Annotated in this window: 12 protein-coding genes; 8 read left to right on the forward strand and 4 right to left on the reverse strand. The window is 62.9% G+C overall.

The window, feature by feature from the left end; genetic code table 11:
* The first annotated feature begins 121 nt into the window (after window positions 1-121).
* Both LDN70_RS17120 and LDN70_RS17125 read left to right on the forward strand, forming a co-directional pair.
* On the forward strand, window positions 122-1468 hold the full coding sequence (locus LDN70_RS17120; RefSeq protein ID WP_223940880.1) for an 8-oxoguanine deaminase: 1347 nt from the start codon (window positions 122-124) through the stop codon (window positions 1466-1468).
* Between the two features lie 153 nt (window positions 1469-1621).
* Complete coding sequence (locus LDN70_RS17125; protein WP_223940881.1) at window positions 1622-2551, forward strand: type IV toxin-antitoxin system AbiEi family antitoxin domain-containing protein; 930 nt, start codon at window positions 1622-1624, stop codon at window positions 2549-2551.
* Window positions 2552-2733: 182 nt separating this feature from the next.
* Here the strand turns inward: LDN70_RS17125 and LDN70_RS17130 are convergent, their stop codons facing one another.
* A complete protein-coding gene (locus tag LDN70_RS17130; protein WP_014922716.1) occupies window positions 2734-2910 on the reverse strand; it encodes a hypothetical protein in 177 nt (58 codons plus the stop codon).
* Between the two features lie 370 nt (window positions 2911-3280).
* Between LDN70_RS17130 and pucL the strand changes: the two genes are divergently transcribed.
* Together pucL and LDN70_RS17140 are read left to right on the forward strand one after the other, a co-directional pair.
* A complete protein-coding gene (gene pucL / locus LDN70_RS17135; RefSeq protein WP_223940882.1) occupies window positions 3281-4195 on the forward strand; it encodes a factor-independent urate hydroxylase in 915 nt (304 codons plus the stop codon).
* 176 nt (window positions 4196-4371) lie between these two features.
* The gene (locus LDN70_RS17140; RefSeq protein WP_187697098.1) at window positions 4372-5889 is read left to right on the forward strand and encodes a nucleobase:cation symporter-2 family protein; all 1518 of its coding nucleotides are present in this window, start codon (window positions 4372-4374) and stop codon (window positions 5887-5889) included.
* Between the two features lie 209 nt (window positions 5890-6098).
* Here the strand turns inward: LDN70_RS17140 and LDN70_RS17145 are convergent, their stop codons facing one another.
* Window positions 6099-6854 (reverse strand): IclR family transcriptional regulator, encoded by a 756-nt coding sequence (locus LDN70_RS17145; protein ID WP_142937993.1) that lies wholly within the window; start codon window positions 6852-6854, stop codon window positions 6099-6101.
* 220 nt (window positions 6855-7074) lie between these two features.
* On the opposite strand from LDN70_RS17145, the gene LDN70_RS17150 reads away from it, so the two are divergent.
* The 4 genes from LDN70_RS17150 to LDN70_RS17165 are packed head-to-tail and all read left to right on the forward strand — an operon-like array spanning window position 7075 to window position 12199.
* Entirely contained in the window at window positions 7075-8475 is a 1401-nt protein-coding gene (locus tag LDN70_RS17150; RefSeq protein WP_142937992.1) for an NAD-dependent malic enzyme, read from the forward strand.
* A 34-nt stretch (window positions 8476-8509) separates the two neighbouring features.
* Window positions 8510-10108 carry a malate synthase A gene (gene aceB, locus LDN70_RS17155; RefSeq protein ID WP_223940883.1) on the forward strand — a complete coding sequence of 533 codons (1599 nt, stop codon included), beginning with the start codon at window positions 8510-8512 and terminating at the stop codon, window positions 10106-10108.
* 1 nt (window position 10109) lies between these two features.
* Window positions 10110-11372 (forward strand): DUF6986 family protein, encoded by a 1263-nt coding sequence (locus tag LDN70_RS17160; protein ID WP_223940884.1) that lies wholly within the window; start codon window positions 10110-10112, stop codon window positions 11370-11372.
* 14 nt (window positions 11373-11386) lie between these two features.
* Window positions 11387-12199, forward strand: a complete 813-nt coding sequence (locus LDN70_RS17165) for a bifunctional allantoicase/(S)-ureidoglycine aminohydrolase (RefSeq protein ID WP_223940885.1) — start codon at window positions 11387-11389, stop codon at window positions 12197-12199.
* 72 nt (window positions 12200-12271) lie between these two features.
* Here the strand turns inward: LDN70_RS17165 and LDN70_RS17170 are convergent, their stop codons facing one another.
* Together LDN70_RS17170 and LDN70_RS17175 are read right to left on the reverse strand one after the other, a co-directional pair.
* Window positions 12272-12580: a hypothetical protein gene (locus tag LDN70_RS17170; RefSeq protein WP_223940886.1), complete on the reverse strand. Its 309-nt coding sequence runs from the start codon at window positions 12578-12580 to the stop codon at window positions 12272-12274.
* A 9-nt stretch (window positions 12581-12589) separates the two neighbouring features.
* Window positions 12590-12910: an MmcQ/YjbR family DNA-binding protein gene (locus LDN70_RS17175; protein ID WP_223940887.1), complete on the reverse strand. Its 321-nt coding sequence runs from the start codon at window positions 12908-12910 to the stop codon at window positions 12590-12592.
* Between the last annotated feature and the right edge of the window lie 62 nt (window positions 12911-12972).

Below are 12972 nucleotides of genomic sequence, written 5' to 3' on the forward strand. Positions count from 1 at the left end.
GTCGTCGAGCACTTTACGCTTTTCGGACTGGGCCGCGTTCTGACGGTCCGGCAACCTGGATCAGCAGACAGGGCCTAACTGAGCTGGAACGCATACATGCCGACCAGACAAGGAACCTGCAATGACCCCACTTTGGATCAAGAACCCGCTGGGTATCTTCACCGCAAATGACCACGACGCCGGCGGCGGCCTGGTGGTTTCCGACTCCGGCGCCATCATTGAGCTGGTGCCTTCGGGCGGGCAACCTTCTTCTCCCGCAACCGTTTTTGATGCATCCGGGCACGTGGTTCTCCCGGGGCTCATCAACACGCACCACCACTTCTACCAAACCCTCACCCGCGCCTGGGGTCCCGTGGCCAACGCGCCCCTGTTCCCCTGGCTGCAGAACCTCTACCCGGTATGGGCCCGGCTCACCCCGCGCAGCCTCGAACTAGCCGTGCAAGTGGCACTGGCCGAGCTGCTGCTTTCAGGCTGCACCACCGCCGCCGACCACCACTACCTCTTCCCCGACGGCATGGAAGACGCAATCGACATCGAAGTGGCCGCAGTCCGGGCCATCGGAATGCGGGCCACGCTGACCCGCGGCTCCATGACCTTGGGAGAGGACGACGGCGGGCTGCCGCCCCGCACCACGGTCCAGTCACCTGAGGCGATCCTTGCGGACAGCGAACGGCTCATTCGCCGGTACCACGAGACGGGTGACGGGGCAGTTGTTCAGATCGCCCTCGCCCCCTGCTCGCCATTCTCGGTGACCAAGGAAATCATGGCCGAAAGCGCTGCCATGGCCGAACGGTTCGACGTCCGGCTCCATACTCACCTTGCCGAAACGATCGACGAGGAAGACTTCTGCCAGTCCATGTTTGGGCTGCGGACCGTGGACTACCTGGAGTCCGTGGGCTGGTTGGGTTCACGTACCTGGCTTGGACACGGCATCCACTTCAATGACGAGGAAATTGCGCGGTTGGGTGCTGCCGGAACAGCGGTGGCCCACTGCCCGACGTCGAACATGCGCCTGGCATCCGGCACCGCGCGGGTCCTGGAACTCGAGGCTGCGGGTGTTCCCGTGGGTCTGGGTGTGGACGGATCTGCGTCCAATGACGCTTCCAACATGATCCTTGAAGCCAGGCAGGCCCTGTATTTGCAGCGGCTCCGCTACGGAGCGTCCGTTCCCGTGGAACGTGCACTCGGCTGGGCCACCCGTGGCTCCGCCGCAGTCCTGGGGCGCTCCGATATCGGCCAGTTGGCTCCGGGTTTCCAAGCAGACCTCGCCCTGTTCAAGCCGGACGAGCTGCGTTTCTCCGGCAGCCACGATCCCGTAGCTGCGTTGTTGCTCTGCGGGGCTGACCGCGCTGATCGTGTGATGGTTGGGGGTGTTTGGCGGGTTGTTGATGGCGCGATTCCAGGGCTGGATGTGGCCGGGCTGATCGCCGAGCACTCGGCCGCGGCCCGGAAGCTGGTGGCGGGGTAGCTCCGGGGCGCTGAGGCCTCGCCCGATTCGATGGTTCGCTGCGTACTATGCCGTGCGTTCGGCACAGCACGCAGCGATTCCACGAATCGGGCGTTTTCCACATAGGGCAATTGGATCCTTTTCCCCGAGCCGCGCACCTTCGAGGCTGGTCAGATGACGAGGATTACCCAGCGCAAACTCCCTGAAGGTATGGATCTGTGGCGAACAGAAGAACTTCACGCTGCCGGATTCAATGATCGGAAAATTGCAGCCTTGGTGCGGAGCGGAGTTTTGGTCCGGCTTCGCCGAGGCTGTTACATCCGCGGCAGCACCTGGGAGGCGCAGAAACCCTGGATTCGAAGCCGTCAGCTGATTGCCGCACATGCCCACGGAACACTCACGACGGCGGCCGGCGGCTTTGTCTACAGCCACACCTCCGCCGCCCGCCTCCACGGCTTGTTTCTCTGGGATGTGGATGACCGCGTACACATCAACACCGTGACAACCCCATCCCGCACTTCGCACGGCGTTGACGTTATTCCACACACGCGGGCATTGAGTCCCCTAGAGGTGGAAACCGTGCAGGGCATGCCATGCACGTCCCTGGAACGAACCGTCGTGGACTGTTGCCTCATGCTCAACTTCAAGCAATGCCTCATCGTGGTGGACCACGCGCTCAGGATGGGTGCCAACGCCCTTGTTTTGCAGGACATGTGCCACAGCCTGGGTGGGCGGAATGGCGTCATTAATCTTCGAAGGGCTCTGGAGAATGCCGATCAAAAATCGGAATCACCAGGTGAAACGCTTACCCGTGAACTGATCCAACGGCTGGGAATCGCCATGCCTGAGCTGCAAGTTGAGGTAATTACCAATAAGGGCAAACACCGCCTGGACTTCGCGTGGCGTGCGAAGAGGTTGGCGTTGGAGTTTGACGGGAAGGTCAAGTACTTCGACTACGCCCCCACCGACGAAGTGATCTACCGGGAGCGCCAGCGCGAAAAGGCCCTCATGGAACTCGGCTGGAGGTTCATCCGGATCACGTGGCAGGACCTTTTCCGCGAGCACGAGTTCAAGGTTCGACTCCTGCGCGCTCTCCAGGAATAGGGCCACCCAATTCGTGGGCTCGCTGCGCACTCGATGTCGCGCACGGCACCCTACGCAGCGAAGGGTCGAAACGGGCGGCGGAGCGGAGGCGGTGCAGGCAGCATGCGGAAAGGCGGGCGATACCTCCCCAGGTATCGCCCGCCTCTTTGGCTCTGTTGCGCAGAGTCCGCGCCCCTAAGTGCCTAGGGGCGCTGCCGGCCGAACACAGGGAGCGCGCGCAGCCAACGGGAGAACCCGCCGGCTTTGCGGTCACAGTCGGCCGGAATGTAGAAGTCCGGATCTGTCGCACCGAAAGGCAGGTACAGCTCCTGACCCGGCGCCGGGAATTCCACGACGTTGTTCGTATCCTTCGAGTCCATCTGTTCCTCCTCTTTCACATGCACTCAGTTTCCGCTCTTCGGAAAACTTTTATTGTTATGTGGAAAGTGTAGGCAGTCGGGAAACGAGCCGTCAAGACCCCCGAGAAGCCATACCGAGTTGCCCCGGTCACATTTGGATGGTTCATAACGATCCACGGGAACCCGTATACACAAGACGAAATAGTGCGCTACTCTCGAATGAGTTCGTGGCGTAGGTCACGTAACCTGAGAGCAGCAGGCAGGGTCGTAATGAGCTGGCATCAATGGATGTCGGCTCTTTTTTGTTGGGTCGGCTCCACCAGAAACGCAGTGGAAACACGCGCTTAATTTCATTGATGGAACCTAGGTTCCACCTCACAGAAGTTGGGATATGACCATGAGCAACAACATCGTCCTCGGCGAAAACCAGTACGGCAAAGCAGAAGTCCGCGTCGTCAAGGTCACCCGGGATACCGACCGCCACCACATCGAAGATTTGAACGTCACCTCGCAGCTGCGCGGTGACTTCCAGGCGGCCCACCTCGAAGGCGACAACGGCCACGTCGTTGCCACCGACACCCAGAAGAACACGGTTTACGCCTTCGCCCGTGAAGGCATCGGCTCACCCGAGTCCTTCCTGCTTCGCCTCGCAGACCACTTCACCGGCGGATTCGACTGGGTTACCGGTGGCCGCTGGGAAGCCGAAGCCTACAGCTGGGATCGCATCCAGGCCCACGGCGAGGGACACGACCACAGCTTCGTCCGCAACGGGCAAGAGGTGCGTACCGCCGTCGTCGTCCGTGATGGCGCAACCACGCACGTCATCAGCGGCCTCAAGGACCTGACCGTCCTGAAGACCACGCAGTCCGGTTTTGTCGGCTACCCGCGCGACAAGTACACCACCCTGCCGGAGACCACCGACCGCATCCTGGCCACCGATGTATCCGCCCGCTGGCGCTACAACACCAACGTGGACTTCGCCGGCACGGACTTCAACAAGAGCTACGAGGACATCAAGGCACTCCTGCTTGAAGGCTTCACCGAGAACTACTCCCACGCACTGCAGCAGACGCTGTTCGACATGGGCAAGAAGGTCTTGGAAGCACACAGCGAAGTGGATGAGATCAAGTTCTCCATGCCCAACAAGCACCACTTCCTGGTTGACCTGAGCCCGTTCGGCTTGGACAACCCCAACGAGGTCTTCTTCGCCGCGGATCGCCCGTACGGCCTCATCGAAGCCACGGTCCAGCGCGAGAACATCGAGGCTGCACCGGTGGCATGGAGCGGCATCGCCGGCTTCTGCTAAACCCGCACCAAACGCGGACTAAGCCGCACCATCTCAAGGGTTTGTGTGCAGGTCCCCCCAACGGCGCCCCGTAAAGGCAGGACCTGCACACAATGCCAACCCCAAAAACCAAAGATTTGTTAGCCAGACACAGTTAGCCAGACGAAGACGTCTGCCATGAACCCAGAAAGTCTGCCATGAACATCAAGAAGAAGTCCCGCCCCGCGAATACCACCTCGTCCCGCGCAGAACGCGCAGGACGACCCGAGCGGCCCGAGGACAAGCGACTCTCCATCGGAAGCACCTTCGCTTACGGCTTCCAGCACGTCCTCACCATGTATGGCGGAATCATTGCCCCGCCCCTGATCATCGGCGCGGCGGCCGGCATGAACTCACAGGACATCGGCCTGTTGATCGCCGCCTGTTTGTTCGTTGGCGGCCTGGCCACCATCCTGCAGACGGTGGGCATCCCGTGGTTCGGCTCGCAGCTGCCGTTGGTCCAGGGCGTGTCGTTCGCCGGAGTCTCCACCATGGTGGCGATCGTCCAAGGTGGCGGCGGGATCCAAGCGGTGTTCGGATCAGTGATTGTTGCCTCGTTGATTGGCCTGGCAATCACACCCCTGTTCTCCAAGATCATCAAATTCTTCCCGCCCGTAGTTACCGGCACAGTCATCACCACCATTGGGCTCACCCTGATGCCGGTGGCCGCGAACTGGGCCATGGGTGGCAACGCCAAGGCTGACAACTACGGCAGCATGGCCAACATCGGCCTGGCCGCAGCAACCATGGGTGTTGTCCTGCTCCTGAGCAAGGTTGGCAACGCCGCCATCTCCCGGCTCTCCATCCTGCTGGCCATGGTCATCGGCACCATCATCGCGTTGATTGCGGGCATGGCTGACTTCTCCAAGGTTGGCCAGGGCGACATCGTCGCATTCCCCACGCCGTTCGCTTTCGGCGCTCCCACGTTTGAAATCGCCGCGATCATCTCCATGCTCATCGTCATCCTGGTGACACTCACTGAGACCTCGGCAGACATCATCGCAGTGGGCGAGATCGTGGACACCAAGGTTGATTCACGCCGCATCGGCGACGGCCTCCGCGCAGATATGCTCTCCAGCGCCATCTCCCCGCTGTTCAATTCCTTCACGCAGAGTGCCTTTGCCCAGAACGTTGGTCTCGTGGCCATCACGGGCATCAAGAGCCGCTTCGTGGTCAGTGCCGGCGGCCTCATCCTGGTGATCCTCGGTCTCCTGCCGATTCTTGGGCGAGTAGTCGCAGCGGTTCCGACGCCCGTCCTGGGCGGCGCCGGCGTCGTGCTCTTCGGTACGGTGGCCGCCAGCGGTATCCGTACCCTGGCCAAGGTTGAGTACAAGAACAACATGAACCTGATCATCGTGGCGGCCTCGATTGGCTTCGGCATGATCCCGATCGCCGCCCCGAAGTTCTACGACCAGTTCCCCTCCTGGTTCGCCACGATCTTCCACTCCGGCATCAGCTCGGCTGCCGTCATGGCCATCCTGCTGAACATCCTCTTCAACCACTTCAAGGCCGGCAACTCGGACAACCAGTCGGTGTTTGTGGCGGGCACTGACCGCGTTGTCAGCGAAGAGGACATCAAGTGCCTCAGCGAAGGCGACCGCTTTGAGAACGGCAAGCTGATTGACGCCGACGGCAAGGAAGTCCCGCTCAAGACGTCCAGCGCTTCTGAGCACTAGCACCCTTCCGCAGATGACAGCAGGCGGCAGTGTTTTCCTTGGGGGACACTGCCGCCTGTTGTCGCCTTGGCATGGTATGTACGACGGCGGCTCTCGCCTTTGCGGCTTGGCCACTAGCCCGCTCCAGGACCTCGCCGAAACGACAAAAGATGGCAATGTTTCTGGGAAACGTTGCCATCTTTTGCCATTCCGCGCGCGGGAGGCGGGGGTTAGTTTTGGTTGAGCTCCGCGGAGATCGCCAGGGCAGCCTCGCGCAGCATGGGCACGGCGCGGTCCGCGAAGCTCTGGTCAACGCGTGTGATCGGGCCCGAGACGGAGATCGCCGTGGGCGTGGGTGCGTTGGGAACGGCCATGGCGAAGCACCGGACGCCCAGTTCCTGCTCTTCCTCGTCGATGGAGTACCCACGCTCACGGATCAGTGCCAGGTCCGCAAGCAGGGAGTCGATGTCACCGATGCTCTTGGCCGTGGGAGTGGGCATGCCGGTGCGGGCCACGATGCCACGGACCACTTCGTCATCCAGCTGGGCGAGAATTGCTTTGCCCACGCCGGTGTCGTGCGTGTGGGCGCGCCGGCCAACCTCGGTGAACATGCGCATGGAGTGCATGGACGGGACCTGTGCCACGTAAATGACCATGTCCGAGTCCAGGACGGCCATGTTGGACGTCTCGCCCAGCCGCTCCACCAGGGTCTTGAGCTGCGGACGGGCCACGGCGCCGAGTTGCTTGCTGGCTCCTTCGCCGAGGCGGATGAGCCGCGGGCCCAGGGCATAGCGGCGGTTGGGGAGCTGCCGGATGTAGCCAAGGGACACCAGGGTCCGGAGCAGGCGATGGATGGTAGGCAGGGGCAGGTCAGTGGACGACGAGAGCTCGCTCAACGTGACGTCGCCGCCCGCGTCCGTGATCAATTCCAGCAGTTCAAAGACGCGCTCAACAGACTGCACGCCTCCGGAGGCTTTTTCAGCCATTCCCTTGTCTCCAATGACTCAGATTCCGACAACTCTTATCCGCATCGTGAAAAGAATTGCTTAGAACACCCAACATACAGCACGCGTGCAAGCTGCGCGATGACACCGAACATGACCAAGCAAGGGGTTGTGTTTCCACTTTGTAGATAATAATATCCATAATACGAAAACATTCAGTTGGAACGGCGGCCCGGGAACGGGCCTAACAGGAGGAATTTCAATGGCGAATCCGAGCCCCGGAAACTCGATCACCCTGCGCGTCGCCGCACCGTCGAGCTTCACCGCAACCAGCGAACTTGCCGCAGCAGTCGGCGCCGCCGGTGCAGCAATCACCGCGCTGGACGTCACGGAATCCCACCACGAGAAGATCGTTGTTGACGTCACGTGCAACACCACCGATGACGACCACGCAGCCCGCGTGAAGGACGCTTTGAACGCACTCGACGGCGTCACGGTCCAGCACGTTTCGGACCGCACATTCCTCATGCACCTCGGCGGCAAGCTCGAGGTCGTCCCCAAAGTAGCCCTGCGCAACCGCGACGACCTCTCGCGTGCCTACACTCCCGGCGTCGCCCGCGTTTGCATGGCGATCGCAGAAGACCCGGCCGCCGCCCGTAACCTGACGGTCAAGCGCAACACCATCGCCGTCCTCACCGACGGTTCGGCCGTCCTGGGCCTGGGCAACATCGGCCCCGCCGCAGCCCTTCCCGTGATGGAAGGCAAGGCCGCACTGTTCAAGCAGTTCGCCAACGTTGACGCCTGGCCGGTCTGCCTGGATACCCAGGACACCGAGGAAATCATCATGATCGCCAAGGCCATGGCCCCGGTCTACGGTGGCATCAACCTCGAAGACATCGCCGCACCGCGCTGCTTTGAGATCGAGAACCGCCTCCGCGAAGAACTGGACATCCCGGTGTTCCACGATGACCAGCACGGCACCGCGATTGTCACCCTCGCTGCCCTGGTCAATGCCCTCCGCGTTGTGGACAAGAAGCTCTCCGAGGTCAAGATCGTGGTCTCCGGCGTAGGCGCTGCCGGCTCGGCCATCATCCAGCTCCTCAAGGCCCAGGGCGCGCAGCACATCATCGCCGCCGGCCGTTCCGGCGCCATCCACTCCGGCGAGGAATACGGCGACGAGCACCGCAGCTGGATCGCCGCGAACACCAACGAAGAAGGCTTCTCCGGAAGCCTGCATGACGCCCTCAAGGGTGCGGACGTGTTCATCGGCGTCAGCGCCCCGCACGTGATCGGCGAAGAGCAGGTTGCCTCCATGGCCGAGGACGCAATTGTGTTCGCCATGGCCAACCCGACCCCGGAAATTGACCCCGTTGTAGCGTCCAAGCACGCAGCCGTGGTTGCTACCGGCCGCAGCGACTTCCCCAACCAGATCAACAACGTGCTGGCATTCCCCGGCTTCTTCCGCGGGCTGCTGGACGCAGGGGCCTCGGACATCACCCCGAACATGCTGGTGGCCGCCGCCGAAGCAATTGCCAACCGGGTGGCTGACGATGAGCTCAACGCGAGTTACATTATCCCCAGCGTCTTCGATCCCCATGTTGCTGCCGATGTTGCTGCTGCGGTGGCAGCCGCCGCGCACGCAAACGCCGCCAGCGCGCTGTAGCACCAGCGCACCCTAGAAAAAGGAATCCGCTCACATGGCTATTACAGTCACTGATCCCCGGCCGATCGATCGCGCCGAGGAGATCCTCACCCCGGAGGCACTGGCCTTCATCGAAGAACTGCACACCCGCTTTGCCGGCACCCGTAATGACCTTCTGCAGGCCCGCAAGGCCAAGCGCCAGCAGGTTGCGGACACCTCCCGCCTCGATTTCCTCCCGGAAACCCAGGACATCCGCGACGGCGACTGGAAGGTCGCCGAGGCACCTGCAGCTTTGCAGGACCGCCGCGTTGAGATGACCGGCCCGGCAACCCCGGCCAAGATGGCCATCAACGCGCTGAACTCCGGCGCCAAGGTGTGGCTGGCTGACCTCGAAGACGCCAGCACGCCCACCTGGTCCAACGTTGTTGACGCGATCCTCAACCTCCGCGACGCCGCCCGGGGCACTTTGAGCTTCACCTCCCCCGAGGGCAAGGAGTACCGTCTCCGCACGGACGCTCCCCTGGCAGTTGTGGTGGCCCGCCCCCGTGGCTGGCACATGGAGGAAAGCCATGTACTGCTCGACGGCGCCCCCGCCGTGGGTGCGCTGGTTGACTTCGGCCTGCACTTCTTCCACATCGCCAAGCAGTTGCTCGAAAACGGTCACGGCCCGTACTACTACCTCCCCAAGATGGAGAGCCACCTTGAGGCCCGCTTGTGGAATGACGTCTTCGTGTTCGCACAGGACTACCTCGGCGTTCCCCAGGGCAGCGTCCGCGCCACCGTGCTGATCGAGACCATCCCGGCAGCGTTCGAAATGGACGAGATCCTGTACGAACTGCGTGACCACGCAAGCGGCCTGAACGCCGGCCGCTGGGACTACCTCTTCAGCATCATCAAGTACTTCCGTGATGCCGGCGAAGAGTTCGTGCTCCCGGATCGCGCCACCGTGGCCATGACGGCACCGTTCATGCGCGCCTACACCGAACTCCTGGTCAAGACCTGCCACAAGCGCGGCGCCTTCGCCATGGGTGGCATGGCCGCCGTCATCCCCAACCGCAAGCAGCCGGATGTCACCGCCGCAGCCTTCGACAAGGTCCGCGCCGACAAGACCCGCGAAGCGAACGATGGCTTCGACGGCTCCTGGGTTGCCCACCCGGACCTGGTCCCCACCTGTCGCGAAGTCTTCGACTCCGTGCTGGGCGACCGGCCCAACCAGCTGGACAAGCAGCGCCCCGAGGTGAACGTCACCGCTGAGCAGCTGATCGACGTCGCCTCCGCCGGCGGCACCGTCACCGAGGCAGGCCTGCGCCTGAACCTCTACGTCGCCGTCGCCTACACCGGCGTGTGGATTTCCGGCAGCGGCGCAGTTGCCATCCACAACCTGATGGAAGACGCAGCGACGGCGGAGATCTCCCGCTCGCAGGTCTGGCAGCAGCTGCGGAACAAGTCCATCCTGGCGGACACGGGCAACACTGTTACCCGCGAACTGGTGACCAGGATCCTGGGCGAGGAAACCGAACGCCTGCGCATTGAATTCGGCGACGAGAACTTCGCAAAGTACTACGAGCCTGCGTCCAAGCTGATCGAGGACATCTGCTTGTCCGACGATTACACGGACTTCCTCACCACGCCCGCGTATGAGTTGGTGGGCTGAGATGGGTTCATTCTCTTCCTCTGATCTGGCTCACATCGAATCCCAGCTCGAGGCGACGGACCAGTTGCTGGACCGCAACTACCCCGGCGACGACGGCTCGCGCCAGCCCATCCACACCGTCTACATCCCGGCCGACCGCTTCACGCCCACCTTCGTGGCGGACTGGGGCGCCCAGGCGCTGACGACGGCGGAGGCCCACGGTGGCCTGGAAAAGCTCGGTCAGCTGTTGGGCCAGGAGCCAGACCTCGCAATTGCTGTTGCGGAGCGTGTAGCTGCGAAGCTTTCTGCCGAACCGATCGAGGACCTGCGTTTGGACTTCGAAGACGGCTACGGTGACCGCGGCGACGAGGCAGAAGACGCCGACGCCGTTGCTGCCGCCCAGGCTGTTGCCGCTGCAGTTGCGGCCGGAACAGCTCCGCCGTTCATCGGCATCCGCTTCAAGTGCTTCGAAGCCCCCACTCGGGCCCGTGGCCTGCGGACGCTGGACCTCTTCGTCTCCACGTTGGCTGCCGCCGGGGAGCTCCCCGCAGGGCTGATCCTTACCTTGCCCAAGGTCACCACCGTGGCCCAGGTGCAGGCCATGGACTTCGCAGTGTCCCGCCTTGAGGAAGTCCTGGGACTCCCCGCTGGCCGGCTCCGTTTTGAGGTGCAGGTGGAAACGCCGCAGCTCATCATCGGCGCAGACGGGAACTCTCCCGTGGCGCAGCTCCCCCACGTGGTTCCGGGCCGCATCAGCGCCCTGCACTACGGGACCTACGACTACAGCGCTTCGCTCGGAATTTCCGCGGAATACCAGTCCATGGAGCACCCAGTGGCCGACTTCGCCAAGCAGGTCATGCAGCTCGCTGTCGCCGGCACGGGCATCCGCCTGTCCGACGGTTCCACCAACATCATCCCCGTGGGTGACGCTGTTGAAGACGCCTGGAAGCTGCATGGCCGCTTGGTCCGCCGCTCACTGGAAAACGGCTACTACCAGGGCTGGGACCTCCACGCCGCGCAGCTGCCCAGCCGCTTCTCGGCGTCATACGCTTTCTACCGCGAAGGCTTGCCCGCCGCGGCCCTGCGCCTCCGCAACTACGTGGAGCGCACAGAAGGCGGCGTCATGGACGAGCCCGCCACGGCCCGCGCGTTGGCCGGCTTCGTCCTCCGCGGCGTCCAGTGTGGCGCAGTGGGGACCGACGAGGTCAAGGCGCTTGCCGGCGTCGAACTTTCACAGCTGACCGCGCTGGCGCACCCGCGGCTCGCACAACCGACTTCCCACTGATAGGAGCAACTCGAATGGGCAAGTACTACTACCCGCAGGGCGGCCTGCCGCCGCAGACCCAACTGACCACCGAACGGGCCATCGTCACCGAGGCTTACACGGTGATCCCCAAGGGCGTCATGACGGACATCGTCACCAGCAACCTGCCGGGCTTCTCCAACACGCGCTCGTGGATCATCGCACGGCCAATCTCCGGCTTCGCCACCACGTTCTCCCAGCTGATCGTGGAGATCGCTCCGGGTGGCGGCGCACCGAAGGCCGAGTTCGAGTCCGGCGTTGAAGGCGTCATCTTCGTGACCAAGGGCCAGGTCAACCTCACCCTCGACGGCGAGCTGCACCACCTCGAAGAGGGCGGGTACGCCTACCTGGCCGCCGGTTCAGAGTGGGGCCTGGAGAACGTGTCCAACGACATCGTCTCCTTCCACTGGATCCGCAAGGCCTACGAGCGGCTTGAAGGTTTCGAAGCCAAGTCCTTCGTCACCAACGAGAAGGACGTGGAGCCCACCTCCATGCCGGACACCGACGACGTCTGGAAGACCACGCGCTTCACGGACTCCAGCGACCTCGCCCACGACATGCAGGTCAACATCGTCACGTTCCAGCCCGGCGGTGTGATCCCCTTCCCGGAGACGCACGTCATGGAGCACGGCCTGTACGTCCTGGAGGGCAAGGCCATGTACTTGCTCAACAACGACTGGGTTGAGGTGGAGGCCGGCGACTTCATGTGGCTGCGTGCTTTCTGCCCGCAGGCTTGCTACGCGGGTGGTCCGGGCGAGTTCCGTTACCTGCTGTACAAAGACATGAACCGCCAGGTGAAGCTCACCTGATGTGCGCCGAGATCGCCGGAAAGCTGCCAGTTCGCTGGAGCTATCCGGCGATTTAGCGTTTCTCCGGCGAACTCAGCGATTCTGGTGACGGCGGCGGCCGATTCTGAGCCCCGCCCAGAACGCGAGGACCAACAGGCCCAGGACTGTCACGGCGAGCCCGAGCTGCGTCCCTTGGCTGACCATGGCCGCGCCGTTCCCGATGAACACTGTCTCGCTCAGCGGCGCATAGGCGAACCAGCCGAAGTCCGTGCTCTGGTTGTTCCACGCCACCACCACCCCCACGATCACGGCGATCAAGCCCAGCAAAGGCACGACGACGGCAGAGACTCTGCGTGCAGGCCGCGGTGTGTTGTGTTCCCCAAGTGTGTTGTTGTCCCCCATGGCCCGAGTCTAGTCTGCGTGCCGACCCGACGGGGCGCCGGCGATTCTGTAAGACTCCTGGAGCAGTTCGTCGAGCTCGTCCGTCTCGATTCGTTCGAGCCGGACCAGCAGGAGCTTCGGGGATTGCTCGTGATGCGGGGTCCAGAAGAAGGTATCCGGTTCCATGGCTGCGAGCGCCTCGCGTTCATCAGTCTTGACCGTGACAACCCCCTCTTCCCAGATCCGTGCCATGAGGGACTTGGCAAACCATGCCGGCTGCCCCCAGCTCAGTCGTTCGCTGACGCCCGGCATGTCCAGGCAGATTCTCCTGACATCCTCTTCTGTGGCCATGGTTCACTGTGGCATTGGCGTTCATGCTGCCGCAAGCGACTTCGCCGGAAACGTGCTTGACC

The organism is Arthrobacter sp. StoSoilB22 (genome assembly GCF_019977315.1).
Classification (GTDB): domain Bacteria; phylum Actinomycetota; class Actinomycetes; order Actinomycetales; family Micrococcaceae; genus Arthrobacter.